This is a genomic window from Mesorhizobium sp. B2-8-3 (assembly GCF_006440815.1).
Classification (GTDB): domain Bacteria; phylum Pseudomonadota; class Alphaproteobacteria; order Rhizobiales; family Rhizobiaceae; genus Mesorhizobium.
In genome coordinates this window covers 21,743-46,496 of the sequence record NZ_VFTW01000014.1, presented here as the reverse complement: position 1 = coordinate 46,496, position 24,754 = coordinate 21,743, and the positions used below count along the sequence as shown (strand labels likewise).

The window sequence follows — 24,754 nt, the reverse complement described above, 5'->3', positions numbered from 1 at the left end:
CCGTTCCTCCCGGATGGTGACGCTATGGGCTCATTCGGCAATTGTCAACACGATTGACATTTGCCAGAGCGCTTCCTAGCTTGGCCCCGCCGCCGTGGCTCCGCTATCGTCGGAAACCACGCGCAGGAGGGAGAGCATGACCGGGAAGTTCGAAGCATTGTCGGTGGAAACGCTGCCGAAACGCCTTGGCGAAACCACGGCGCTGACCGAGCGCATCGGCAAGGACGCCAGCCACTGGGAGGTACGCGAGGTCGGCGACGGCAATCTCAACCTGGTGTTCATCGTCGAGGGCGACCAAGGCGCCGCGGTGGTCAAACAGGCGCTGCCCTATGTGCGGCTGGTCGGCGACAGCTGGCCGCTGCCCTTGAAACGCTCCTTCTTCGAATACCATGCGCTGACCAGGCAGGAGCGCCGGGCGCCCGGCTCGGTGCCGGCGATCTATCATTTCGACGAGACCCAGGCGCTGATCGTCATGGAGTACCTGGCGCCGCCGCACATCATCCTGCGGCGCGCGCTGATCGACGGCCGCGAACTGCCCAACATCGCGCGCGACATCGGCCTGTTCATGGCCCGCACGCTGTTTCGCGGTTCCGACCTGCACATGCCGACCAAGGACCGCAAGGCCGATCTGGCGCTGTTCGCCGACAATGTCGAGCTGTGCGACATCACCGAGAACCTGGTGTTCTCCGACCCCTATTTCGACGCCAAGATGAACCGGCACACCTCGCCGCAGCTCGACGGCCTGGTAGCCGAATTGCGCGCCGACCGCGACCTCAAGGTCGAGGCGCAGCGGCTAAAACATCTGTTCGCCGCCAATGCCGAGACGCTGCTGCATGGCGACCTGCATTCGGGCTCGATCATGGTGACCGACACAGAGACCCGGATGATCGATCCGGAGTTCGCCTTCTACGGCCCGATCGCCTTCGATGTCGGCATGCTGCTCGCCAATTTCTGGATGGCCTTCTTCTCGCAGGGCGGCCATGAGCAGAAAGGCAGCCGCGCACCGATGCGCGCCTATCTGCTCGATGTCACGGCCGAGACCTGGGCCACCTTCCGCGCCGAGTTCGCACAGCTCTGGCGCACCGAACGGACCGGCATGCTCTACCAGAAAAGCCTGTTCGAGGATCAGGGAGACCTTCTCGGCTCGGAACAGGCGCTCGACCATGTGCTGCATTCCATCTGGACCGACCTGCTCGGCTTCGCCGGCATCGAGGTGCATCGGCGCATTCTCGGCCTCGCCCACAATGCCGATTTCGAGACCATTGCCGATCAAGACCTGCGCGCCAGATGTGAGGCCAAGGCTTTGCGCTTCGGCCGCCATATCGCCGTCAACCGGCGCCAGATCCACAGCATCGACGAGGTCAACAATCTGGCCGCGCTGATCGAACAGGAGAAGAGAATTTGAACGTCGGCGAACGCCATTACCGCACCATCTGGCTGAGCGACGACAAGCGGTCGGTCGAGATCATCGACCAGCGCTGGCTGCCGCATGAGTTCCGCATCGAGACGATCGGAACGGTTGCCGGCATCGCCACTGCGATCCGCGACATGTGGGTGCGCGGCGCGCCGCTGATCGGCGTCACCGCCGCCTATGGCGTAGCCATACAGATGAACGACGATCCGTCGGACGAAGCGCTCGACGCCGTATGGGAGACGTTGCACAAGACGCGGCCGACGGCGATCAACCTGCGCTGGGCGCTGGACGAGATGCGACGGCATCTCAAGCCGATTGCACCCGCGGAGCGCGCGGAAGCCGCTTACCAGCGAGCCGCGGAGATCGCCGATGAGGATGTCGGGCTGAACCGCGCCATCGGCGAGAACGGGCTTGCCATCATCAGGCAGATCGCCGCGCGCAAGAAGCCGAGCGAAACGGTCAACATCCTTACCCATTGCAATGCGGGCTGGCTGGCGACGGTCGACTACGGCACCGCCACGGCGCCGATCTATTTGGCGACCGAGGCCGGCATTCCGGTGCATGTCTATGTCGACGAAACCAGGCCGCGCAACCAGGGCGCCCAGCTCACCGCCTGGGAGATGGCCGGGCATGGCGTGCCGCACACGCTGATCGTCGACAATGCCGGCGGCCATCTGATGCAGCATGGTGACATCGACATGGTGATCGTCGGCACCGACCGCACCACCGCCAATGGCGACGTCTGCAACAAGATCGGCACCTATCTCAAGGCTTTGGCCGCCGCCGACAATGACGTGCCCTTCTACGTCGCGCTGCCCTCGCCCACCATCGACTGGACGGTGGCCGACGGGCTTGCCGAAATCCCGATCGAGGAGCGGTCGGGAGACGAGGTTTCCCTAGTCTGGGGCAAGACGGCGGATGGCAAGATCGCGCAGGTGCGCGTCTCACCGGATGCGACACCGGCGGCGAACCCCGCCTTCGACGTGACGCCGGCAAGATTGGTGACCGGTCTGATCACCGAGCGCGGCGTGGCCAAGGCCTCGCGCGAGGGGTTGAAGGCGATGTTTCCGGAACGGGGGTAGTCAGTTGATCTCCCCCAGCACGTCGCCATTCTCGGGCTTGACCCGAGAATCCATGCCATGACCTGCGTCATCGAGCGCAGTGGTGCAGAATTCTGTAGCCGTTGCAACACGTTAGCGTCATGGCATGGATTCCAGGGTCTGCGCGCGTCGCTTTCGCTCCTTGCTCCGCCCTAGAATGACGACCGCGATGTCATCGCCAATTGACACTGTTGCCCTCCTCTTCCATAAAACCCGCGTTAATGTTCTCAGGGCGGGGTGAAAGTCCCCACCGGCGGTAAGGGCGATTTCGATCGCTCAAGCCCGCGAGCGCCTTCCAGCCTATCGGAAGGGTCAGCAGATCCGGTGCGATACCGGAGCCGACGGTTACAGTCCGGATGGAAGAGAACGTACGCTAAAAGACGGTCCGCTCGCGCGGGCCGGTTTTTGCGTCGTGCGTCCTGATTCTGGTTCGAAACGGAAGGATGGACCCATGAATCAGCATTCCCCAAAAGCCTATGAAACCCGCCGCATCGCCGTCATTCGCGCGCGATGGCACGCCGACATCGTCGATCAATGCGTGCAAGCTTTCGAGGCGGAGCTCGCCGCGCTTGGCGGCTTCACCGTCGACATCTTCGACGTGCCGGGCGCCTACGAAATCCCGCTGCACGCCAAGACGCTTGCCGAGACGGGGCGCTATGCCGCGATCCTCGGTACCGCCTTCGTCGTCAATGGCGGCATCTACCGCCACGATTTTGTGGCAAGCGCCGTCATCGACGGCATGATGAATGTGCAGCTTGCGACCGGCGTGCCGGTGCTGTCGGCGGTGCTGACGCCCCACAACTACCATGACAGCGCCGAGCATCACCGCTTCTTCCACGAGCATTTCACCGTGAAGGGCAAGGAAGCGGCCAGGGCCTGCGTCGAAATCCTCGCCGCGCGTGCGCGGATCGCCGCCTAGGCCTAGCCAGGGCCGGATTTCAGCCCTGCAACAAGAATTGCGGCCGAAAAGGCTTCAAAAGGTTGCGGTAGCTCCGAAATCCGGCCAGAAGCAACGGGTCGCCCGGGCGTCGGGCGGGCTTTTCAAACACGGGCTCGAACCAGATACGGGAGACTATTCGTTGGCTCGCATCACACTGAGACAATTGCTCGACCATGCCGCCGAACATGGCTATGGCGTGCCTGCCTTCAACATGAACAATATGGAACAGGGCCTCGCCATCATGGAGGCGGCCGAGGAGACCAAGTCGCCGGTCATCCTGCAGGCCAGCCGCGGCGCTCGTGCCTATGCCAATGACGTGGTGTTGGCCAAGCTGATCGACGCGCTGGTCGAAATCCATCCCGACATCCCGGTCTGCATGCATCTCGACCACGGCAACAACGAAGCCACCTGCGTCACCGCGATCCAGTACGGCTTCACCTCGGTGATGATGGACGGCTCGCTGAAGGAGGATGGCAAGTCGCCGGCCGACTACGCCTACAATTCCGGCATCACGCGCCGCGTCGTCGACATGGCGCATTGGGGCGGCGTGTCGGTGGAAGGCGAGATCGGCGTGCTGGGCTCACTGGAAAGCGGCGGCGGCGAGCAGGAGGACGGCCACGGCGTCGAAGGCGCGATCAGCCACGATCAGCTGCTGACGGATCCGATGCAGGCCGAGCAGTTCGTGCGCGACACGCATGTCGACGCGCTAGCGGTGGCCATGGGCACCAGCCACGGCGCCTATAAATTCTCGCGCAAGCCGGACGGCGCGGTGCTGGCGATGAACGTGATCGAGGAGATCCACCGCCGCCTGCCCAACATGCATCTGGTCATGCATGGCTCGTCCTCGGTGCCGGAGGATCTGCAGGAGATCATCAACAAATATGGCGGCCAGATGAAGCCGACCTGGGGCGTGCCGGTGGAAGAGATCCAGCGCGGCATCAAGCATGGCGTGCGCAAGATCAACATCGACACCGACAACCGCATGGCGCTGACCGGCGCCATCCGCAAGGTGCTGACCGAGAACCCCAGCGAGTTCGATCCGCGCAAATATCTGACGCCGGCGATGGCGGCGATGAAGAAGCTCTGCAAGGAGCGTTTCGAGCAGTTCGGCACCGCCGGCAACGCGCCGAAGATCAAGCCGATCCCGCTGGCGGACATGGCCAAGCGCTACAAGTCGGGCAGCCTGGATCCGAAATTCGGCTGAGCCGATCAATCCCCGCGACCGGTTCGATCCCGGTCGCGGGCATGTACCCCGCCGAAGCGGGGCGGAACTTCAAGCCAACAAAGTGGTTCCTGCTCAGAGACCTTCCGCACCCATCGAAGGGAAGGAGCACGTCATGAGCAAGGATCGCGACGACGAAGGGCCGGTTTTCTCCGGCCAGAATGCCCGGCAGGGCGAGATCATCCTGCATACGCGCGCGCAACGCATCATCTTCATCGCAGGGCTGGTCGGTATCGTGGTGCTGGCGCTGGTGGTCAGTCTCGCCGCGCGTTGAGGGTTGGCGCCCGCGAAAAGCCCCGCTTGCGCCAAGGAACCATCACCGGCTCCGCCGGTTGAACGTCGCAGACGAAACTGAGGCGCGGCGACTGTTCACCGCCGTGTCGAAACCATGTTCGAGACGCTTTGCTGCGACATGCCGCTTCATCCGACCTGGCCGGACCTCGTCGGGCGGCTCTTGGTCACGCTGCTGGCAGGCTTTCTCATAGGCTTGAATCGCGAGGCGCGCGGGCATTCCGCCGGGCTGAGGACAACCATTCTGGTCGGCTTGGCGGCCTGCGTGGCCATGGTCCAGGCCAACATGCTGCTCGATGTTTCCGGCAAAGGGCCGGATTCCTTCGTGCGTATGGACGTCATGCGCTTTGCGCTGGGCGTGCTCACCGGTGTCGGCTTCATCGGCGGCGGCGCCATCCTGCGGCGCGGCGATCTCGTCACCGGAGTCACGACCGCAGCCACGATGTGGATCATGACCATGATCGGCCTTGCCTTCGGCGGCGGCCAGTACGGCCTCGGCGCGATCGCGACGGTACTGACGCTGGTGACGCTGCAGGCGCTGAAATGGGTCGATCTCAAGATCGCGCGCAACCACAAGGCGATCCTGTCGGTCTCATGGCCGAAAAGCTCGCCGCCCGATCTCCCGGACATTGTGCGGCCGCTTGGCTACGATGCCCGCTTCGTGGGCATGGAACATGACGTCGACCACCAACGCTTCGTATTTTCTTTCAAGGTGCAATGGAAGCAGCCCGACGCGGAAAGGCCTTCGACCGAAGTGCTGGCCGTAGTCGGTGAACATTGCACGGTCGAGCGCTTCGACGTGATCGGCGAGAATTCGTCCTGAGCAGGATCAGGATGTGGCAGCCATCTCCGCCCCTCCGAGATAAAGCCGGTGCAGTTCGTCGGGCGATTGGCGCAACTTCGCGCAATCGCCGTCATAGACGACGCGGCCGCGGCGCATGACATAGGCGCGGTTGCCGATCGACAGCGCAAGCGCCGCGAACTGCTCGACGAGGACGACGGCCAGGCCGTCATCGGCGAGCTTGCGCACGGCCGTCATCAGCCGCGTGACGATGACCGGCGCCAGGCCGGCCGACATCTCGTCGATGAGCAGCACCTTCGGCTGGGTGAGGAGCGCGCGCGCGATGACCAGCATCTGCTGTTCGCCGCCCGAAAGCAGGCTTGCCTTCACCGAACGGCGCTGCACCAGCTCGGGAAACAGCGCATAGGCTTCCGCGATGTCGGCGCCAGGCTGCAGGCTGACGCGCAAATTCTCTTCGGTCGTCAGCTGGCGGAAGACGGTGCGGCCCTGCTCGACATGGGCAAGCCCTTCGCGCGAGCGGGCGCCCGGACGCGCTTTCTGCAACTCGCGGCCATCGATGGCGATGCAGCCGCCGGCAACCGGGATGATGCCCGACAGGCCTTCGAGCAGCGTCGTCTTGCCGGCGCCATTGGCGCCGAGCACGACGCTGATCGCGCCGCTTTCGGCGGTGAGATCGACCGACGTGACGACGGGCAACTCGGCGCGGTTGATCAACAGGTTGGAAACGACGAGCCTGCTCATGCCGCCACGCTCTCTTCCTCAATGCCGAGATAGGCTTTCTTCACCGCCCGCTCGCTGAGCACCTTGGCCGGCGGGCCGGAGGCGATGACCTGGCCGAAATCGAGCACAGTGACCTCCGAGCAAACCGCCCGCACCAGGTCCATATCGTGCTCGACCAGAAGCACCGCCGAGCCGAACAGTTTCGGGATCTCGGCGATGCGCCGGCCGAGCCGCAGCGTCTCCTCATGCGACTGGCCGGCAGCCGGCTCGTCGAGCAGCACGACGGCCGGGCGGGCAGCGACGACGCCCGCGACGTCGAGTAGGCGCCTGGTGCCGGCATCGACCGATGCGACCAGCGTGTCGGGATGCGGGCAGTCGAGCCAGTCGAGCACAGCTTTGGTCTCGTTCACCGACAGGCCGTTGGCTGCCAAGGCCAGATAGCCGCCGACGGTGAGTTCCGGCGCGATGCGGTTGGTCTGCCAGGTGCGGCGCACGCCCCCGCGGGCACGCAGATGCGCCGGCACGCCTTCGAGCGGCTTGCCGCCCAGCCGCACGCTCCCCTGATAGGACGACAGGAAGCCGGCGACCGCGTCGATGAAGGTCGACTTGCCGGCGCCGTTCGGGCCGATCAGTCCGGCCACGGTGCCGGCGGCAACGCTCAGGCTGACATTGTTCAGCGCGACCACGCTGCCGTAGCGGACCGTCAAAGCCTCGATGATAAGGGCCGGGCCGGCGGCACGCTCGACTGCTGCCGGCAGGTCGGAGGCGGACGCGGCAGCGGCTTTCGGCGCGCGCGCCGGCAGCCGCTTGCGGAACTGGCGCCGGAAGGTCTCGCTCATCGTCTCGCCGGTCGACAGCGCCTGGGTTGCGCCGATGGCAAACAGCACATTGCCGATGTCCTGCGGCCAGTCCAGCCGGCGCAGGATTTCGGGGAACATGACGACGAGCAGGCCGCCGATGATCGCGCCCTCGGCGAAATGCGCGCCGGCCATCACCGACACCGCGTAGAGCGAGAGCGACTGCATCATGCTGAAATTCTCGGCGACCAGCGTGCCGAGATAGCCGGCGAGCAGACCGCCGGAAATGCCGGCGACGAAGGCGCTGAGCGCGAAAGCCGTGAGCTTGGCGGTGGCGATGCGGACGCCATGCGCGGCGGCGGCACGCTCCGAATGGCGCACGGCCAGCCAGGAGGCGCCGAGCCGCGAGCGGCTGATGAATTCGAGCGAAACCGCGATCGCCACATAGAACAGCAGCACGAAGACGAAATAGCCCTCGTCGCTGTCGAACAGTTCCGGCCGTGGCACCTGCAGGAAGTCGGTCTGGCCGGGATAGGTCATGGTGGCCAGGATGGTATCGAAGGCGGTGGCGAAGGAGAGCGTGACGATGGCGAGGTTGATGCCGCGCAGCCTCAGCGCCGGCAGGCCGATGGCAACGCCGAACGGCACGGCCGCGAGGCCGCCGACCAGGATCCATGTGGCGAGGCCGCCTGGCGCTTCGGCGAGGTTGAGATAGCCGACCGTCCAGGCGCCGACGCCGGCGAAGGACATCTGACAGAGCGCGATCATGCCGGTGCGGCCGGCGACGAGGCCGAGGCTCTGCAGCGCGACGCCGGTGATCAGGACCGAGGTTGCAAGGAACACCCAATAAGACGGCAGGAGGCCGGCATAGGCGACGCCGCCGGCGATAAGCGCCACGACGATGAGGGTCAATGAGGCCCGAAAACTAGCGCGCTTCATCCCAACGGGCCTCCCGCTGCGACCAGAGAAGAACGGCAAGCACCAGCAGGAAGGGAATGGCGCTGCGATACTGGCTGATGCTGTCGATGGAGCTCGCCAGCCCTTCGACGATGCCGAGCGCAATGCCGCCGGCCAGCGTCCACCAGAAGCTGCGGAAGACGCCGATGAGTGCCGCGGCGAGCGCCGGCACGACAAGCAGGCTAAGCGTCATGAAGTTCGGCGAGCGCTGCGGCGCGATGATCATCAGCGCGAAAGTGGTGAAGGCGCCCGTCATGCCCCATACCAGCAGCGACAGGAACTGCACCCGCACGCCGAGCAATTCGGCCGCCATCGGCCGGTCGGCCAGCGCGCGCAGATTGAGGCCGACCTTTGTCCGGTTGAGGAAGAGGTCAGAAAGGATGGTGAACAGCACCGCGAGCCCGATGGTGAGCACCGAGGCGATGGTCACCTCCACGCCGGCGAGACGGAAGGCCGAGCCTGGGAACAGCTCGGGCATGTTGTGCGGATGCTGGCCGCCGGTGAGACGCAGCCCGACGGCGATCAGCCCGACGAGCAGCGCCACCGTCACCGCCGCCTTGGTCGAAGCGCTCGCTTCGCCGAACCACCGCGTCATGATGTAGCCGACTGCGACGCCGGTCGCCGTGCCCGCCGCAATCCCCGCCAGCACCGAGGGCCAGATGGGGAACCCGGCCTCGAACAGCGCGATCAGCACGAAGGTGCCCGCGGTGCCGATGGCGGCCCCGGTGAAATTCACCACGGCGACGAGCCGGTAGGTGAAGACGGCGCAGACGCCGAGCAGGGCATAGGTGCCCCCGGCCGTCAGTCCCGCCACGGCGGATGTGAGCAATGCGTTCATCTCGTATCCCGATCCGGAGGGACGGCGCGGCCAGCCGCGCCGTCCGGTTCAAGCGGCCATCACTTGGCCTGCGGCAGCACGAGCCAGTCTGGCGTCTCGACCTTCCAGGCGCCGGCATCGAGCTTCATCACCTTGGTGGCCTGCATCGGCGAATGCGTCTTGGCCGTGCCGAAGACGTAAGGCGAGCCGGCGAGCGGGTTGGTGAGCGGCTGCATGTCGTGCAGCGCCTTGGCGACGCTTTCGCGCGTGACCTCGCCGTCGATCGAGGCGACCACCTTGAGGAACAGCTCCGCGGCGAGATAGCCGCCCTGCGAGAAGGCGGTGAGCGGCCGGTTCGCCTTCTGCATGTCGGCAATCCATTGCGCGTTGGCGGCCGAGTTCTTCTCGGTGTAGGGCTCCCACTCGGTGCCGACATAGATCGGCTGCTTGGTGTCGGCCAGCGCCTTGGCGACCTGCTCGGTGTAGCCGGGCGCCAGGAAGAGCCAGTTGATGCCGGTGATCTTCTGGGCATCGACGGTCTTGATCAGTTGCACCACCTGCGGCTCGACCTGGTTGGTCAGCACGGCGTCGCAGCCAGCGTCGCGGGCCTTGATGACATAAGGCGTCAGATCGCCCTGGAAGGGTAGCGTCAGATCGATCAGGTGGATCTTCTGGCCGCTGATCTTTTCCCAGTTCACGATCGCCTTCTTGTAAGCCTCCTGGGTGCCACCAATGATGATGAAGAAGGCGCAGAGCTTCTTCGTCTTCAATTCGTTGGTGGCGTAGTAGGCCATCGCCGTCGACAGCGTGTAAGGGCCGACATTGACGGGCGCGACATTGGGCGAGGAGAAGCAGGCGGCGTCGACGCCGAGACCCTGCACCGAAAGGATCTTCTTGCGGCTGTAGGTGGCGGAGTTGACCGCGCAGTCGAGGAGGCTGGCCGAACCGACCAGCGCTACCGCCTCCTTGTTGTCGATCAGGTCGCGCGCGGCTTGCGCGGCGACCGCCGGGTCTGCCTTGTCGTCGGCGATGGTGTAGTCGATCTTGCAGCCATTGATGCCGCCAGCGGCGTTGACCGCATCGAAGGCGGCCTGGGTCGCCTTCGGCACTTCGGAGAAATCAGCCGGGCCGGTGACGGTCGACACCGCGCCGACCTTGATGGCGCCATCCTTGCAGGTTGGGCCGGCGGCGGACGCCGTGCCGGCCATGGCGGCAAGGCCGATGCCGGCAAATGCCGCTGCGAGTAGTCTCGATTTCCAATGCATGTTTCAGTCTCCCATTTTTGTCATGCGTTATTTGTTTTCAGGCGGCAGCCAGCGCCGGCGCGGCAATGCTGGCGGCGTCGATGGCGGCGAATTTCACCAGCGTGCGGGCGATGGTCTCGCGCTCGATGTCGCGGACGATGAACACCAGCCGGGTGCGGCGGTCCGCCGACGGCCAGCGGTCGAGCCGCGCCGGCGGATGAAAGACATGCTGCACGCCGTGGAGCACCAGTGGCTGCTCCGGCTCGTCCGTGGTGTGCACGATGCCCTTGAAGCGCAGCAGATCCTCGCCCTTCAGCGCCGCGACATAGTCCAGCCAGCGGGCGAAAGCGGCCCACTCGACTGGCTTTTCGATGATGAAGCTGAAGGACCGGATGCCGTGGTGTGTGTCGCGATGATGATCGTGACCATGGTGGCAATCAGGTCCGCATTCATGGTCGTGGTGATCAGCCGCTTCGAGCCGCGCGGCGATGCGGTTCACATCCGCCGCAGCATCGGCGGGCAGGCTCTTCAGCAGATCGAGTTCGATTTCGCCGTTGCGGGCAACGGTTTGCTCGACGGCCGGTGCCAGATGCTCCAGCCGGTGCTGCAAGCCGCCGAGTGCCTCGTTCGAGACGAGATCGGTCTTGGTGATCAGCAGCCGGTCAGCGACGGCGACTTGCTTGGCGGCTTCCCAATGACGCTGAAGCGTCGCCGCGCCATTCACCGCATCGACGGTGGTGACGACACCACCGATGCGAAAGCGAGCCGTGAGCTCAGCTTCGGCCATCAGCGTGTGCAGGATCGGCGCCGGGTCGGCAAGACCGGTGGTCTCGATGATCACTTGGCTGAGCGGTGGCGTTTCGCCGGCCCGGCTCCTGCGGTCGAGCTCCTTCAGCGTGGCGACGAGATCGCCGCGCACGGTGCAGCAGACGCAGCCATTGTCGAGCAGCGTGAACTGCTCCTCGCTGGCCTCGATCAACAGATGGTCGAGCCCGACGGCGCCGAACTCGTTGACGATGACGGCGGCGCCGGCAAGCGAGGGCTGGCGCAGCAGGCGGTTGAGCACCGTCGTCTTGCCGCTGCCGAGGAAGCCGGTGAGGATTGTCACCGGTATTCTCGCGTCGCTTGAGGGATCAGGCGCGCTCATAGACCACCCTCCCCTCGAACCAGGTCGTCAGCACTTTTGTGTCGGCGAGGTCCTCGGCCGGCGTCTCCAGCACGTTGCGGTCGAGCACGATGAGATCGGCCGATTTGCCGATCTCGATCGAGCCGACGGTCTCGGCGAGACCGATGGCGCGGGCCGAATTGATGGTGAAGATTTCGAGCGCGGTAGCGATATCGATCGCCTGCTCCGGCCAAAGCGACGCGCCCGGAAATTCGCCACTCGGGTTGCGGCGCGTCACCAGGCCTTCGATGCCATCCCACGGATCGGGGTTCGGCATCACCGGCCAGTCAGAGCCGCCGGCCAGCAGCGCACCGGCGGCGAGCAGGTCCTTGTTCGGCCAGAAGCGCAGTGCCCGCGCCTCGCCCATGGTCTGCTTATGGCCTTCGAGGAAGCTCGTCGGATACCACAGGAAAGGCGAAAGGTCGGCGACGACGCCAAGCTCGGCGAAGCGGGCGATATCGTCCGGCGCGATGTAGCTCGCATGCGCGATGTGGTGCTTCAGCTTGGTCGGCCCATTGAAGGAGCGCGCGACGTCGATCGCGTCCAACGCCTGGCTGACCGCGGCATCGCCGGCGCAGTGGATCTTTACCCCGAGCCCGAGCTTCTCGCATTTGCCGACCCAGCGGATCAGCTCCGGCACGGTGACGATGGTCGAGCCGCGGAAACAGCAGCCCAGCACCGGGTCCTTGGTGTAGGGCTCGTGGAAGGCGGCGGTGCGCGCGCCCGGCACACCATCGAGGAAGATCTTGACGAAGTCCGGTTTCGCGTGAACGCCGCGATATTGCTCACGCAGCGCGATCAGCTCATCGCCGGCAATGCCGAACATGAAGGAGGGCTCGACGGCCGGCATGGCCGACACCGACCAGGCGGTCAGCTCGCCGCGATCGTCGAGGCCTTTCAGCGCCGCGAGGATCGGCTGCATGGCGGCGGCGTCGAGGAATGCAGTGACGCCGTAGGAGTTGAGCGTCGCGATCGAGCGCGCCATCGCTGCGCGGTCCATCTCCTCGGTGTAGTGGCCGGATTGCGCGATGGTGCGCTCGACGATGCCGGCGGCGGATTCGATCATCATGCCGGTCAGCGCGCCGGTGGCCGGATCGCGGCCGATGGAGCCCTTCTCCGGATCGGGCGACGACGCGGAAAGGCCAGCCAAGCCAAGCGCCTGCGAATTGACCCAACGGTTGTGATAGGTGTCGTCGCGCAGCATCACCGGCCGGCCCTGGCTCGCCCGGTCGAGCGCCGCCAGCGCCTCCAGCCGGTTGAGCTTCGGCAACAGATCGCTGCCCCATTGTCCGCCGATGATCCAGGAGCCTTCCGGCGCCTTGGCCGCGGCCTCGCCGAGGCGCGCGATCAGCGTCTCGAAGCTTGCGGTCGGCGGGAAACGCATCTCGAAAAGCTCGGCTTGGCCGCCCATCATCAGATGCGCATGCACGTCGACGATGCCAGGCATCATCATCGCGCCCTTGAGGTCGACGACGCGGGTGGCAGAGCCCATCAGCGCGGCGACGTCAGCGCCCTCGCCGACCGCGACGATGCGGCCGCCCTTGACGGCGACGGCCGAGGCCCAGGGCCGCTTGCGGTCGAGCGTGTAGATGCGGCCATTGGTGAAAACCAGGTCGGCGCTTCTGTCGGGCATTCTCTCTCCTCCTCTCCGCTAGCCGCACCCTCATGCTGGCGAGCGAGCAAGTTTCAATTCACGTCACACCGCCCTGTTCTGTGTCGGGGCGCGGCCGCCGCCATCCGCGACCAGCACCGCGCCGGTGACGAAGGACGCTTCGTCCGACGCAAGGAACAGGCAGCAGGAGGCGATCTCTTGCGGTTCGGCGACGCGGCGCAGGGCGATGCGGTTGGTCAGCGCCTTGAACTCCTCGTCGGGAGTCGAGCCGTTGGCGCTTGCTGCGACTTTCATCTCGTAGACGCTCATCGGCGTGCGCACCCAGCCGGGCGCCACCGCATTGGCGCGGATGCCGTCGACGCCGTGCGCGAACGCGAGCGAGCGGGTGTAGGAGACGAGCGCCGCCTTGCTCGCCGAATAGGCGGCGTTCTGGCCGCTGGCGTTGAAGGCGCCGACCGAGGCGATGTTGACGATCGCGCCGCCGCGCGCCTTGAGCAGCGGCAGCGCCGCGCGGCAGACCATCATCGAGCCGGTGACGTTGACGGCAAAGCTCTTGGTCCAGGTCTCGTCGCTCAGCGTCTCAGGCTCGTCGAGGATCATGACTCCGGCGGCGTTGACGACGATGTCGAGACGTCCGTCGCAGGCATCGATGGCCTGAGCGATATCGTTGGCATCGGTGATGTCGCCGCGCACGGCGGTGCCGCCGCTCGCCTTGGCCGCCTCCTCCAGCACCTCGCCGCCATGCCCGAAGGCGACGACGTTGGCGCCCTCTCGCCCGAACAGTTCGGCGGTGGCCCGGCCCATGCCGGTGGCGGCGCCGGTAACCAGGGCCGTGCGGCCTTCGAGGCGGCGGCTCATGCCAGCCCCCAATGCCGCTCCACGGCGTAGCCGGTCTCCGGCAAGGTCGAGCCGCCGTCGACGACGATGGTCTGGCCCGTGGTGTATTTCGCTTGGCTCGAAGCGAGGTAGAGCATCGCGTAGGCGATGTCGTCGGCCTCGCCGAGACGGCCCATGGGAATGAATTGGCCTAGGCGGTTCGCCACCTTCGGCTTGCTCATCGTGCCGCGGCCGGGCTTGGCGATAAAGCCCGGCTCGACGCCGTTGACGGTGATGCCGTCGCGCGCGAATTCGAAGGCGGCGCCACGAATGAAGGCGTTGACGCCGGCCTTGGCGGCCGAATAGTGCGCGCCGCCGGCCATGGCGACGCGCGCCGAAACCGACGAGGTGACTAGGATGCGGCCGAAACGGTTGGTGCGCATTGCGGGCGCCGCCGCCTGCGCCAGCCAGAAACAGGCTTTCAGGTTGATAGCCAGCGCCTCTTCGAGCTTGTCCTCATCGAGCTCCTCGACCGAGGCCCAGGGGCAGCCGCCGGCATTGTGGACGACGACGTCGAGCCGGCCGGCCTCGCGCGCGACGTTGCCGACGAGTGTGCGAAGCGCGGCGCGGTCGAGCCCGGGAAGCGCAACGGCGCGTGCGGACAGGCCGCGCGCAGAGAGCTCCGCGGCAAGCGCCTCGGCGACATCGAGCGTTCGATTGGCAATGACCACCGAGGCGCCGGCCTCGGCAAAGCGCGAGACGATGGCGGCACCGATGCCGCGCCCGCCGCCGGTCACCAGCGCCACCCTGCCCGTGAGATCGAACGGGGTCGCCATCGCTCAGACAACGCCCGCGTTACGGACGAGATCGACGAAGCGGCTGAAGACCTCCGTATGGCGATCGACATCGGCCGGCAACGTCGCCGGGCACATCAGGAACATGGTGTGGAAGGGCGTCACCAGTATGCCTTCGTTCATGTAGAAGGCATGCAGCAGCGTCTCGAGGTCACCGCGCCGGCCGGCGATGACGTCGGCGCCGCTGCGCGGCGGGTTCGGCATGAACATGATCTCGGCGCGGGCGCCGGTCTGCGTCACGTGCCAGGGCAATTTGTTCCCGGCGATGATTTTCCTCGCGGCTTCGGCAAGGCGGGTGGCGTTGGCGATCATCCGCTCGAAATTGGCCGGCGTGAGCACTTCTTCCAGCACCGCGCGCATGGTGGCGACGGTGAGCGCGTTGCCGGCCAGCGTGCCGCCGATGCCGAGATGCGCCGACTGGCGCACGCGCGGATTGACCATCGGCACGATCTTCCACAGCCGCTCGGCAATCTCCCGCGAGACGCCGAAGATGCCGGCCGGAATGCCGCCGGCGATCGCCTTGCCGGCCACCAGCATGTCCGGCTCCAGCCCATGCAGCGCGGTGTAGCCGCCGGGCCCGCTGGAGATGGTATGCGTCTCGTCGATGATCAGCACCGTGCCGGTGCGGCGCGTGATCTCGCGCAGTACGGTGTGAAAACCCTCGGCGACCGGGATCATGCCGAAATTGGTCATCAGCGGCTCGGTCAGCACGCAGGCGACGTCGCCATGCGACAGCGCTTCTTCGAGCGCCGCGACGTCATTGAACTCGACCACCCTGGAGACGGCCGAATGATCGACGCCGTTCGGGTGGATCATGTTGCGCATGCCGATCTTGCCGTCGCGGATCTCGACATGCGCCTCCTCGACGCCGCCGTGATAGCAGCCGGAGAAGACCAGCACTTTCGGGCGCCCGGTGATCATGCGCGCGATGCGGATGGCGCCGCGATTGGCATCGGTGGCCGAGGTTGTCAGCGTCCAGTAAGGCAGGCCGAAACGGCGCGTCAGCTCGGCGCCGACCCAGAGGCTGTCCTCGGTGGGCAGCATCATCGTCGTGCCGTTCTGCAATTGGTGGATTGCCGCGCGCGTCACCGCTTCGGGCGCATGGCCGCACATGCCGCCGGTGTCGCCAAGCGCGAAGTCGACATAGTCATGCCCGTCGATGTCGCGGATATGCGCGCCACGGGCCGAGGCGGCATAGACCGGGAAGCCGCCGGCCCAGCGGCGCATCCAGTGCGACGGCCCGCCATAGAGGAAATGCGTCTTGCCCTCTTCCCAGGCCGCCGCCGAGCGCGGATGCGTGTCGAGGAACCGCGCCTGCTCGCGGTCGAGCAGGTCTTCGATCGTTGCTGATTGCAAAGCGGTCTTGCTGGCGGCCGTCACGGCGCTGAACTCTCCCTGGCGCGCCAAATTCCGCGGCGCGTAGCCGTTCCCGTCGGTTCACTATTTGAACCAGTGTTTTGTATGTTATAGACACACTGAAGGCAGGGAGAGCCCCTGTCAAGTTAATTCACATGCGAAGTATCTGGAGAACGCGCGATGAGCACGGTGGGCAAGGCGATGTCGCTGCTGGAGCTGTTCACGCTGCACGAACCGGAGATCGGCCTCTCCGACCTTGCGCGCCGCGCCGACCTCGACAAGGCCACCGCCAGGCGGCTTCTGATAGCGCTCGCCGCGCACCGGCTGATCGAGCAGGAGCCGCGCAGCCGCCGCTACCGGCTGGGCGCCGGCCTGTCGCGGCTCGCCCGCATCCGCGACGCGCATTTTCCCTTCGTGCGGCTGGCCGCGCCAGTCATCCGCGAGTTGTCGCTCGAAACCGGCGAGACGGTGCATCTGTCCGAGTTCAGCGCCGGCGCGCTGCTTACGCTGCATGTCGAGCTGTCGGCCAAGGCCAACCGCGTCAATGTCGATGTCGGCCAGGTGCTGCCGCTGCACGGCACGGCCTCGGGCATCGCGTTCCTCGCCGCCTCACGCCTGGAAGCGGTCGGCGCTTATCTGGAAAAACCGCTGCAGGCCTTCACTTCGTTCACGATGACGCAGCCGGACGACTTGGTGAAAGCCATCGCGCTTGCCGCTTTACGTGGCTATTCGCGCAGCGCCCAAGGCTATGAGGAAGGCGTGCATAGCATAGGCGCGGCCATCCGCGGCGCCGACGGCCAGCCGATCGGCACGCTGGCCGTGGCCTCGCCCGTCTCGCGCGTCGACGATGCGACAGCGGCCGGACAAGGCGAAGCTGCAGTCAGGGCAGCCAGGCTGATCTCGGCGCGGCTGACCGGCAAGGCGTGAGGCGCCCCACCGGCGCTCAAAGCCACGGACTTTTGCTTTGAGGCATTTTTGACCCACGCGTTCCGCTTGTGAACATCGTTCATTTTTCTCTTGAACGCCGTTCACGATGTGCTATGGTACATCCGTGAACAACGTTCAAAGCGATCCAGCCTGAAACAGACCGGCGCCGATCCGGCTTAACGCCGAAACGAAAGGATCATATCGATGCTCACCGACAGCCAAGCCCGCAAACAGTCAAGTGCCTGGAAGGCCTGGAGGCCTATCATGGACGACGGATTCCAGGCGCCAAGAACAAGAAACAAATGGATTGGATTGAATCGCAGTAACGAAGTTTAACGGCTTCCCGATAAACAAGGCTCAAACCGCGCAAGTGTCCGCTCAGTCCAATCGGATTGCCAGCCGGACTTGCCCAATGGAAATTGCCATGAACACCCATCTGATGATGTCGCGGCGCTTCGCGCCTCTCTTCTGGACGCAATTCCTCTCAGCCTTCAACGACAATTTCCTGAAGAACACGCTGGTGTTCCTCATTCTCTTCACGCTTGCCAAGGACCAGGCCGCGTCGCTGGTGACGCTGGCGGGGGCTGTCTTCATGGCGCCCTTCCTGCTGCTGTCGGCGCTTGGCGGCGAGATCGCCGACCGCTTCGACAAGGCGTTGATCGCGCGGCGGCTGAAGTTCACCGAGATCGCCGCGGCCGCCGTCGCCGTCGCCGGCATCGCGCTGTCGTCGATCCCGGTGCTGATGACGGCGCTGTTGATGTTCGGCATCATCTCGGCGCTGTTCGGGCCGATCAAATACGGCATCCTGCCGGATCATCTCGAGCGCAAGGAACTGCCAAAGGCCAATGCCTGGATCGAGTCGGCCACGTTCGCAGCGATCCTCGGCGGCACCATCGCCGGCGGCGTCGTCTCCGCCGAGGGCATCGGCGTTTGGGTGTTCGGACCGATCATGATGGCGCTGGCCGTCGGCTGCTGGTTCGTCAGCCGCTATATCCCGTCCACCGGCTCGGCCGCCCCTAACCTTGCCATCGACAAGAACATCTTGCGCTCGACCTGGCGGCAGGTCGCCGAATTGCGCACCGACACGCGCATCTGGCGCGCCGGCCTGATGACCTCGTGGTTCTGGCTGGTCGGCGCGATCGTGCTTTCGATCCTGCCGGCGCTGATCAAGGATTCGCTTGGCGGCAACGAGATCGCGGTCACCGCCTATCTCGCCGTGTTCGCCGTCTCGATCGCCATCGGCTCGGCCATCGCCGCCTGGATGTCGCAAGGGCGCATGGTGCTGCTGCCGGCGCCGGTCGGCACGGCGCTGCTGGCGCTGTTCGGCCTGCATCTGGCCTGGACCATCGGCAGCATGCAGCCTTCGCCAACGGCCGCAAGCCTTTCGGCCTTCCTCGCCGGCCCCAACACCATCCGCGTCGCCATCGACCTCGCCGGCATGGCGATTGCCGCCGCCTTCCTGGTGGTGCCGACCTTCGCCGCCGTGCAGGCCTGGTCGCCCGAGGCACGCCGCGCCCGCGTCGTCGCGGCGGTCAGCATCGTCAATGCCGGCTTCATGACCGTCGGCGGCATACTCGTCGCCGCGATCCAGGCAGCGGGTGTCTCCATCGCGGGCATCCTGTTCGGCCTCGTCGTGGCCAACGCCGTCGCCGCCTGGCTGATGCTGAAATACCTGCCGACCAACCCGTTCCGGGATTTCGTCTCGATCCTGTTCCGCGCCTTCCTGCGCCTGGAGATCGAGGGCATCGAGAACCTCAAGGCGGCCGGCAAGGCGCCGATCCTGGCCCTCAACCATGTCAGCTTCCTCGACGGCCCGCTGGCGCTGACGCTGACCGACGAGGAGCCGGTCTTCGCCATCGACTACACGATCGCGCAGGCCTGGTGGATGAAGCCGTTCATGAAGCTCGCCCGCGCGCTGCCGCTCAATCCGGCCAAGCCGATGTCGACCCGCACCCTTATCAAGATCGTGCAGGGTGGCGATCCGCTGGTCATCTTTCCGGAAGGCCGCATCACCGTCACCGGCGGCCTGATGAAGGTCTATGACGGCGCCGCCATGGTTGCCGACAAGACCGGCTCGATGGTGGTGCCGGTGCGCATCGACGGGCTGGAGAAGAGCTACTTCTCGCGGCTCTCCTCGCAGCATGTGCGCCGCCGCCTGTTCCCGAAGGTCAAGGTGACCATCCTGGAGCCGGTGAAGCTCGAAGTGCCGCAGGAACTGAAGGGCCGCCAGCGGCGCGCCGCAGCGGGCTCCGCGCTCTATCAGGTGATGTCGGACCTGGTCTTCCGAACCCAGGACATCGACAAGACCGTTCTGGAGAAGATCATCGAGACGGCCAACGAGCGCGGCATGAAAGAGCTCGCCGTGCAGGATCCGGTCACCGGTTCGCTGAGCTACGGCAAGCTGCTCACCGCCGCCGCCGTGCTCGGCGAGAAGTTCGAGCATCTCTATGCCGGACAGCAGACGCTGGGCATCATGCTGCCCAACGCCAACGGCGCCTGCGCGGCACTGCTCGGCGTCATGTCGGCCGGCAAGGTTTCGGCGATGATCAACTTCACCGCGGGCGCCGCGAACATCCTGTCGGCCTGCAAGGCGGCCGAGGTGCGCACCGTGCTCACCTCCCGCGCCTTCGTCGAACAGGCAAAGCTCGGGCCGGTGGTGGAGGAGATCGGCCGCTCGGTCGACATCGTCTGGCTCGACGATCTGCGGGCCACGATCGGTCTCAAGGACAAGCTGCTCGGCCTGTTGCGCAAGGCGACGCCGCGGGTGGCGCGCAAGGCGGACGATCCGGCGGCGATCCTGTTCACCTCGGGCTCGGAAGGCACGCCGAAGGGCGTGGTGCTCACCCACCGCAACATCCTGGCCAATGCCGCCCAGGCCGCCTCGCGCATCGACTTCCATTCGGGCGACAAGGTGTTCAACGTGCTGCCGATCTTCCACTCCTTCGGCATGACCGCGGGCACGGTGCTGCCGCTGATCTCCGGCGTGCCGGTCTATTTCTACCCCTCGCCGCTGCACTACCGCATCGTGCCGGAGCTGATCTATGCCTCGAACGCGACGATCATCTTCGGCACCGACACCTTCCTGTCGGGCTATGCGCGTACAGCGCATCCCTACGACTTCCGTTCGGTGCGCTACTGCTTCGCCGGCGCCGAGCCGGTGAAGGCCGCGACGCGCCAGACCTATATGGAGAAGTTCGGCCTGCGTATCCTGGAAGGCTACGGCGTGACCGAAACCGCGCCGGTGATCGCCATCAACACGCCGATGTACAACAAGTCGGGCAGCGTCGGCAAAATCATGCCCGGCATGGAGTACCGCCTCGAGCCGGTGCCCGGCGTCGACGAAGGCGGCCGGCTGTTCGTGCGCGGTCCGAACGTCATGGCCGGCTACCTGCGCGCCGAGAACCCCGGCGTGATCGAACCGCTGGCCGACGGCTGGCACGACACCGGCGACGTCGTCACCGTCGACGATGCGGGTTTCATCTCGATCCGCGGCCGCGCCAAGCGCTTCGCCAAGATCGCCGGCGAAATGGTCTCACTTGCCGCGATCGAAGCGCTGGCCGGCGATCTGTGGAAAGGCTCGCTGTCGGCCGTCGCCACGGTGCCGGACGCGCGCAAGGGCGAGAAGCTGATCCTGATCACGGAAGCTTCGGGTGCCACCCGCGCGGACTTCCTCGCCTTCGCCAAGGCAAACGGCGCCATGGACCTGATGGTGCCGTCCGAAGTGCGCGTCGTGCAGAAAGTGCCGGTGCTCGGCTCCGGCAAGCTCGACTTCGCCGGGGTGACCAGGATGGTGCGCGGCGCGGAAGAGCTGAAGGTCAAGGCCGCCTGAGCCGAATGGACGAACAGGCCGGCGACAAGCGCGGGCCTGTTCGTCCCGGCCGGCAGGTCCGGCCGAGATGTCTGCTCAGGCCGCGTATCTCGCCATCACCGGCTGCCTCGACCACTGCGCGTACCAGGTGTCGAACAGCTTGAGCTGCTGTTCGGCATAGCCGCGCTGGCTGTCGCTCAGCGCATCCGTCTCGTTGAAGTGCAGCCTGTATTCGGGGCCACCCTTCAGCACCATCATGTGCTTGAAATAGAGCACAAGGTCCGGGCCCTCGTCGAACGAGGACAGCACGGCCAACGCCGCGTCCAGTTCCTGCGCCAGCCGACGCGCTTCGGCATCGCCCTTGGCCGCCGCCTGGCTGAGGCCGACGAGATGCAGCACTTCCTTGGGCAGGACATTGCCGATTCCGGTGATGGCGCCGGACGCGCCGCAATTGACGAAACCGTGGAAGACGGCGGTGTCGACGCCGATCATCAGCGCAACCTCATCGTCCCGGCTGGTGATGTTTTCCGCCGCGTAGCGCAGATCCGACGGGCCGCCGAACTCCTTGAAGCCGACAAGGTTCGAATGCTCGGCGCGCAACGCGAAGAAGAGATCGGCGCGCGTGGCAAAGCCGTAATAGGGGCTGTTGTAGATGACGGCCGGCAGGTCGGGGGCAGCGGCAAGGATCGCCTTGAAGTGATGACGCTGCGCCGTCACCGATGGCCCGCGCGACAGAACGCGCGGGATCACCATCAGGCCCCGCGCGCCGACCTTTTGCGCGTGGGCGGCATGCGCCACGGCGCTGGCGGTGTTGACCGCGCCGGCGCCGACGATCACCGGAACGCCCGCCTTGACCAGGCGCTCGACGCCTTCCATGCGTTGCGCGTCGGTCAAGAGCGGCCAGTCGCCCATGGAGCCGCAATAGACGACCGCCGACATGCCGGCGGCGATCAGCTCGCGCCCCTTGCGCACCAGCGCGTCGAAGTCGGGAAGGCGGTCATCGGTGCAGGGCGTCATCAACGCCGGCATGCAGCCGGAAAAAACATTGGCGGTCATTTCGAAGTCTCCTTGAGGCAGGCATGCGGAATGACCAGTCTGGCCCGGCGCGGCACCGCTTGCCAAGTGGATAGTCGAGGTTCATACGCGCTCAGCATGGGTACGATCGTGGCCATTTGTTCTCGGGCACTCCGCTCAGAGCGCCACCCACGCCGTCTTGAGGTCGGTGTATTTCTCGATGGCGTGGAGCGACTTGTCGCGACCGAAGCCGGACTGCTTGAACCCGCCGAGCGGCACGGTGATGTCGGCGCCACCATAGGTGTTGACATGGACGACGCCGGCATTGATGGCGCGCACCATGCGGTGCGCGGTCGACAGGTTCGAGGTCCATACGGCCGACGCAAGACCATAGACGGTCGCGTTGGCGAGGCGCACCGCCTCTTCCTCGGTCTCGAAGCGCGTGACGGCGAGCACCGGCCCGAACACTTCCTCGCGAGCGAGCTGCATTTTCTCGGTCACGTTCTCGAAGATCGTCGGCGCCATATAGCTGCCGCCGGTTTCTGCCAGGATGCGTTCGCCGCCGGTGACGAGACGGGCGCCCTCCTCCGAAGCCTTGGCGACGAAGCCGAGATTCTTGGTCAGTTGCTCGGCGCTCGACACCGCGCCGACATCGGAGCCGAGATCGAGCGGATCGCCGACCTTCAGCTTCGTGGTGGCCTTGAGAAGCTCGTCCATCAAGCGGTCGTAGACCGAGGCCTGGACCAGCAGGCGCGAACCGGCGACGCAGACCTGTCCGGAATTGCGGAAGATGCCGTTGGCCGAGACGACCGCCGCCTGTTTCAGGTCCGGCGCATCGGCAAAGACGATGTTGGGCGACTTGCCGCCAAGCTCGAGGAAGACGCGCTTGAGGTTCGAGCGCGCGGAATATTCGAGCAGGCGGCGGCCGACAGGCCCGGAGCCGGTGAAGGCGATGGCGTCGACATCCATATGCAGGCCGAGCGCCTCGCCCGCGACCGAGCCGCGGCCAGTGACGACATTGAAGACGCCCTCGGGCAAGCCGGCCTCGGCGGCAAGCTCCGCCAGGCGCAGCAAGGTCAGCGAGGCGATCTCCGGCGGCTTGACGACGATGGCGTTGCCGGCGGCGAGTGCCGGCGCGATCTTCCAGGCGCCGATCATCAGCGGGAAGTTCCACGGCACGATGACGCCGACGACGCCGAGCGGCTCCTTGTGGATCAATCCAAGGACATTGTCAGCGGTCGGCGCGATCTCGCCATAGACCTTGTCGATCGCTTCGGCATAGTAGCGGATGGTCCCGGCGGCCGACAGCGGCTCGGCCTTGTAGGCCATGCCGATCTCGGTGCCATTGTCGCGCACGCCGAGCACGGCAAGCTCCAGCGCGTGCTTTTCGACCAATTCGGCGAATTTCGTCAGCACCTTCTTGCGAAAAGACGGCGCCGCGCGTGACCAGGAGCCCTTGGCGAACGCCTTGCGCGCCGAAGCGACGGCGCGGTCGATATCGGCGGCGCCACCGTCGGCAATGCTGGCAAAGGGGCGGCCGTCGATCGGCGAAATCACCTGCAGACTGCCGCCGCTTTGCGCGTCTACCGGAGTTCCATCGATGAACAGACGCCGCGCGCCGACCTCCGTCTTGCGCAGCGTGTCGATGGTGTCCTGGCTGATCATTCTCAATTTGCTCCAAATTCTACATGAAGTGCCGCCGGCGCGCGGAACTCCCAGCCGCGGAACACCGGCTCCTTGCCCGGCACCAGCCTGAGATCCGGAAAACGCTCCAGCAGCAACCTTAGCGCCAGGCACATCTGCTCGCGCGCGAAGAAGCGGCCCGAGCAGAAATGATGGCCGAAGCCGAAGGCGGCGTGGTTGCCCTCGTTGCGATGGATATCGAAGCTGTCGGGATCGGTGAAGCGACTTTCGTCGCGGCTGGCCGAGGAGACGAGCGCCGCAACGGGAGCTCCGGCGGGTATCGTCGCCCCGCCGATCTCCACGGCACGGGTCGTTTCTCGCGTCTGCGTGCCGATCGGCGCCACCCAGCGCAGGCCCTCGTCCACTGCTCTGGGCACGAAGGTTTCAAGATCGTCGAGCACCTGCCGCAGCTGCTCAGGGTTCGTCAGCAGACCGACCAGAATGGAGCCGGCACCGTGGCCAGGCTCCTGCATGCCTCCGAGCAAGATGACCTTGATGGTCGGCATCAGGAAATCGATCGAGCGGGTCGAGCCGTCAGGCATGCCGTCATGCAGCATATGCGAAAGCGCCGAGTCGTCCGGCTCGCCGGCCAGGCGTTCCAACGTCGGCCGGACGGCGGCGCCGACCTCGGCGCTGATCGCGTCGGCGGCTTCCTGCCGCTTCGGATCGTTCTCGAAATTGATGGCGCCCTGGGCAAGGCCATAGAACCAGCGCCGCAAGGTCGGCATGTCGACGTCGGCAAGCCCGAGCGAGCGCGCCAGGCTCAGCGTCGACACCGGCTCGAAATAGTCGGCCATCAGCTCGGCGGAGCCGTGCGCGGCAATTCTGTCGAGATAGGGTTCGGCGATTGCGCGCACGAGATTGCCGGCATAGGAGGCGACGGTGCGGGGCCGGTATTTCGGATCGACGCCCTGGCGCAGTTGCTTATGCGTCTCACCGTCGGTGGTCAGGATGGTCGGCTTGCCGAAAGAGCGCTCGACCGGCGAGGTGCCGACAGCCGCCGAGAAGATGTCGGGCGACTTGGCGACGGTCTCGACGTCCTTCCAGCGGGTGACGAACCAGAGATTGACCGCCGGCACGAAAGCGACCGGCGCGTTGCGCCTGAGCTCGGCGTAGATCGGATAGGGGTCGGCTTCCAGCGCCTCGACCGTGATACCATCGGTAAAGCTCATGTCGCTGCTCCCGCTCCGTTAAGGTGGGGCGGCGCGGACGCCG

At 65.9% G+C, this 24,754-nt stretch carries 20 protein-coding genes and 1 riboswitch; of the genes, 8 read left to right on the top strand and 12 right to left on the bottom strand.

The window, feature by feature from the left end; genetic code table 11:
• Positions 1 to 136: 136 nt before the first annotated feature.
• The 6 genes from mtnK to FJ418_RS20005 all read left to right on the top strand — a co-directional run bounded on the left by mtnK (position 137) and on the right by FJ418_RS20005 (position 5,790).
• Positions 137 to 1,405, top strand: a complete 1,269-nt coding sequence (gene mtnK / locus FJ418_RS20030) for an S-methyl-5-thioribose kinase (RefSeq protein WP_140868552.1) — start codon at positions 137 to 139, stop codon at positions 1,403 to 1,405.
• On the top strand, positions 1,402 to 2,496 hold the full coding sequence (gene mtnA, locus FJ418_RS20025) for an S-methyl-5-thioribose-1-phosphate isomerase (protein ID WP_140868549.1): 1,095 nt from the start codon (positions 1,402 to 1,404) through the stop codon (positions 2,494 to 2,496). The genes mtnK and mtnA overlap by 4 nt, the downstream gene beginning before the upstream one ends.
• A 237-nt stretch (positions 2,497 to 2,733) precedes the next feature.
• Positions 2,734 to 2,886: riboswitch (FMN riboswitch) on the top strand.
• Positions 2,887 to 2,965: 79 nt separating this feature from the next.
• Entirely contained in the window at positions 2,966 to 3,433 is a 468-nt protein-coding gene (locus tag FJ418_RS20020; protein ID WP_140868547.1) for a 6,7-dimethyl-8-ribityllumazine synthase, read from the top strand.
• Positions 3,434 to 3,593: 160 nt separating this feature from the next.
• Positions 3,594 to 4,658, top strand: coding sequence for a class II fructose-bisphosphate aldolase (gene fba, locus FJ418_RS20015; RefSeq protein WP_140646859.1), 1,065 nt, complete (start codon positions 3,594 to 3,596; stop codon positions 4,656 to 4,658).
• Positions 4,659 to 4,791: 133 nt separating this feature from the next.
• On the top strand, positions 4,792 to 4,950 hold the full coding sequence (locus tag FJ418_RS20010; RefSeq protein WP_140657299.1) for a peptide ABC transporter permease: 159 nt from the start codon (positions 4,792 to 4,794) through the stop codon (positions 4,948 to 4,950).
• 114 nt (positions 4,951 to 5,064) lie between these two features.
• Positions 5,065 to 5,790: an MgtC/SapB family protein gene (locus FJ418_RS20005; RefSeq protein ID WP_140646861.1), complete on the top strand. Its 726-nt coding sequence runs from the start codon at positions 5,065 to 5,067 to the stop codon at positions 5,788 to 5,790.
• A gap of 6 nt (positions 5,791 to 5,796) precedes the next feature.
• On the opposite strand, the gene FJ418_RS20000 is transcribed toward FJ418_RS20005, so the two are convergent.
• The 9 genes from FJ418_RS20000 to FJ418_RS19960 form a co-directional block, all read right to left on the bottom strand.
• Positions 5,797 to 6,510, bottom strand: coding sequence for an ABC transporter ATP-binding protein (locus FJ418_RS20000; RefSeq protein ID WP_140868544.1), 714 nt, complete (start codon positions 6,508 to 6,510; stop codon positions 5,797 to 5,799).
• Entirely contained in the window at positions 6,507 to 8,225 is a 1,719-nt protein-coding gene (locus tag FJ418_RS19995; RefSeq protein WP_140868541.1) for an ATP-binding cassette domain-containing protein, read from the bottom strand. Before FJ418_RS19995 ends, FJ418_RS20000 begins: the two co-directional genes overlap by 4 nt.
• On the bottom strand, positions 8,212 to 9,081 hold the full coding sequence (locus FJ418_RS19990) for a branched-chain amino acid ABC transporter permease (RefSeq protein WP_140868538.1): 870 nt from the start codon (positions 9,079 to 9,081) through the stop codon (positions 8,212 to 8,214). Before FJ418_RS19990 ends, FJ418_RS19995 begins: the two co-directional genes overlap by 14 nt.
• Before the next feature lie 59 nt (positions 9,082 to 9,140).
• Positions 9,141 to 10,325, bottom strand: coding sequence for an ABC transporter substrate-binding protein (locus FJ418_RS19985; RefSeq protein ID WP_140868535.1), 1,185 nt, complete (start codon positions 10,323 to 10,325; stop codon positions 9,141 to 9,143).
• Between the two features lie 37 nt (positions 10,326 to 10,362).
• Entirely contained in the window at positions 10,363 to 11,451 is a 1,089-nt protein-coding gene (locus FJ418_RS19980) for a GTP-binding protein (protein WP_140868532.1), read from the bottom strand.
• Positions 11,438 to 13,102: an amidohydrolase gene (locus FJ418_RS19975; protein WP_140868530.1), complete on the bottom strand. Its 1,665-nt coding sequence runs from the start codon at positions 13,100 to 13,102 to the stop codon at positions 11,438 to 11,440. Before FJ418_RS19975 ends, FJ418_RS19980 begins: the two co-directional genes overlap by 14 nt.
• Before the next feature lie 63 nt (positions 13,103 to 13,165).
• Positions 13,166 to 13,939, bottom strand: a complete 774-nt coding sequence (locus tag FJ418_RS19970) for an SDR family oxidoreductase (protein ID WP_140835009.1) — start codon at positions 13,937 to 13,939, stop codon at positions 13,166 to 13,168.
• Positions 13,936 to 14,733: an SDR family oxidoreductase gene (locus FJ418_RS19965; RefSeq protein WP_140868527.1), complete on the bottom strand. Its 798-nt coding sequence runs from the start codon at positions 14,731 to 14,733 to the stop codon at positions 13,936 to 13,938. Before FJ418_RS19965 ends, FJ418_RS19970 begins: the two co-directional genes overlap by 4 nt.
• Before the next feature lie 3 nt (positions 14,734 to 14,736).
• Complete coding sequence (locus FJ418_RS19960; RefSeq protein WP_246683122.1) at positions 14,737 to 16,131, bottom strand: transaminase; 1,395 nt, start codon at positions 16,129 to 16,131, stop codon at positions 14,737 to 14,739.
• 156 nt (positions 16,132 to 16,287) lie between these two features.
• Here FJ418_RS19960 and FJ418_RS19955 point away from each other — a divergent pair, with 156 nt between their 5' ends.
• Together FJ418_RS19955 and FJ418_RS19950 are read left to right on the top strand one after the other, a co-directional pair.
• Complete coding sequence (locus tag FJ418_RS19955; RefSeq protein WP_140868525.1) at positions 16,288 to 17,034, top strand: IclR family transcriptional regulator; 747 nt, start codon at positions 16,288 to 16,290, stop codon at positions 17,032 to 17,034.
• Between the two features lie 424 nt (positions 17,035 to 17,458).
• A complete protein-coding gene (locus FJ418_RS19950; RefSeq protein ID WP_140868522.1) occupies positions 17,459 to 20,863 on the top strand; it encodes an acyl-[ACP]--phospholipid O-acyltransferase in 3,405 nt (1,134 codons plus the stop codon).
• A gap of 75 nt (positions 20,864 to 20,938) precedes the next feature.
• On the opposite strand, the gene FJ418_RS19945 is transcribed toward FJ418_RS19950, so the two are convergent.
• The 3 genes from FJ418_RS19945 to FJ418_RS19935 all read right to left on the bottom strand — a co-directional run bounded on the left by FJ418_RS19945 (position 20,939) and on the right by FJ418_RS19935 (position 24,711).
• Positions 20,939 to 21,898 carry a dihydrodipicolinate synthase family protein gene (locus FJ418_RS19945; protein ID WP_140868519.1) on the bottom strand — a complete coding sequence of 320 codons (960 nt, stop codon included), beginning with the start codon at positions 21,896 to 21,898 and terminating at the stop codon, positions 20,939 to 20,941.
• A gap of 135 nt (positions 21,899 to 22,033) precedes the next feature.
• Positions 22,034 to 23,521, bottom strand: a complete 1,488-nt coding sequence (locus FJ418_RS19940) for an aldehyde dehydrogenase (RefSeq protein WP_140868516.1) — start codon at positions 23,519 to 23,521, stop codon at positions 22,034 to 22,036.
• A gap of 2 nt (positions 23,522 to 23,523) precedes the next feature.
• Positions 23,524 to 24,711, bottom strand: a complete 1,188-nt coding sequence (locus tag FJ418_RS19935; RefSeq protein ID WP_140868513.1) for a cytochrome P450 — start codon at positions 24,709 to 24,711, stop codon at positions 23,524 to 23,526.
• Positions 24,712 to 24,754: the final 43 nt, after the last annotated feature.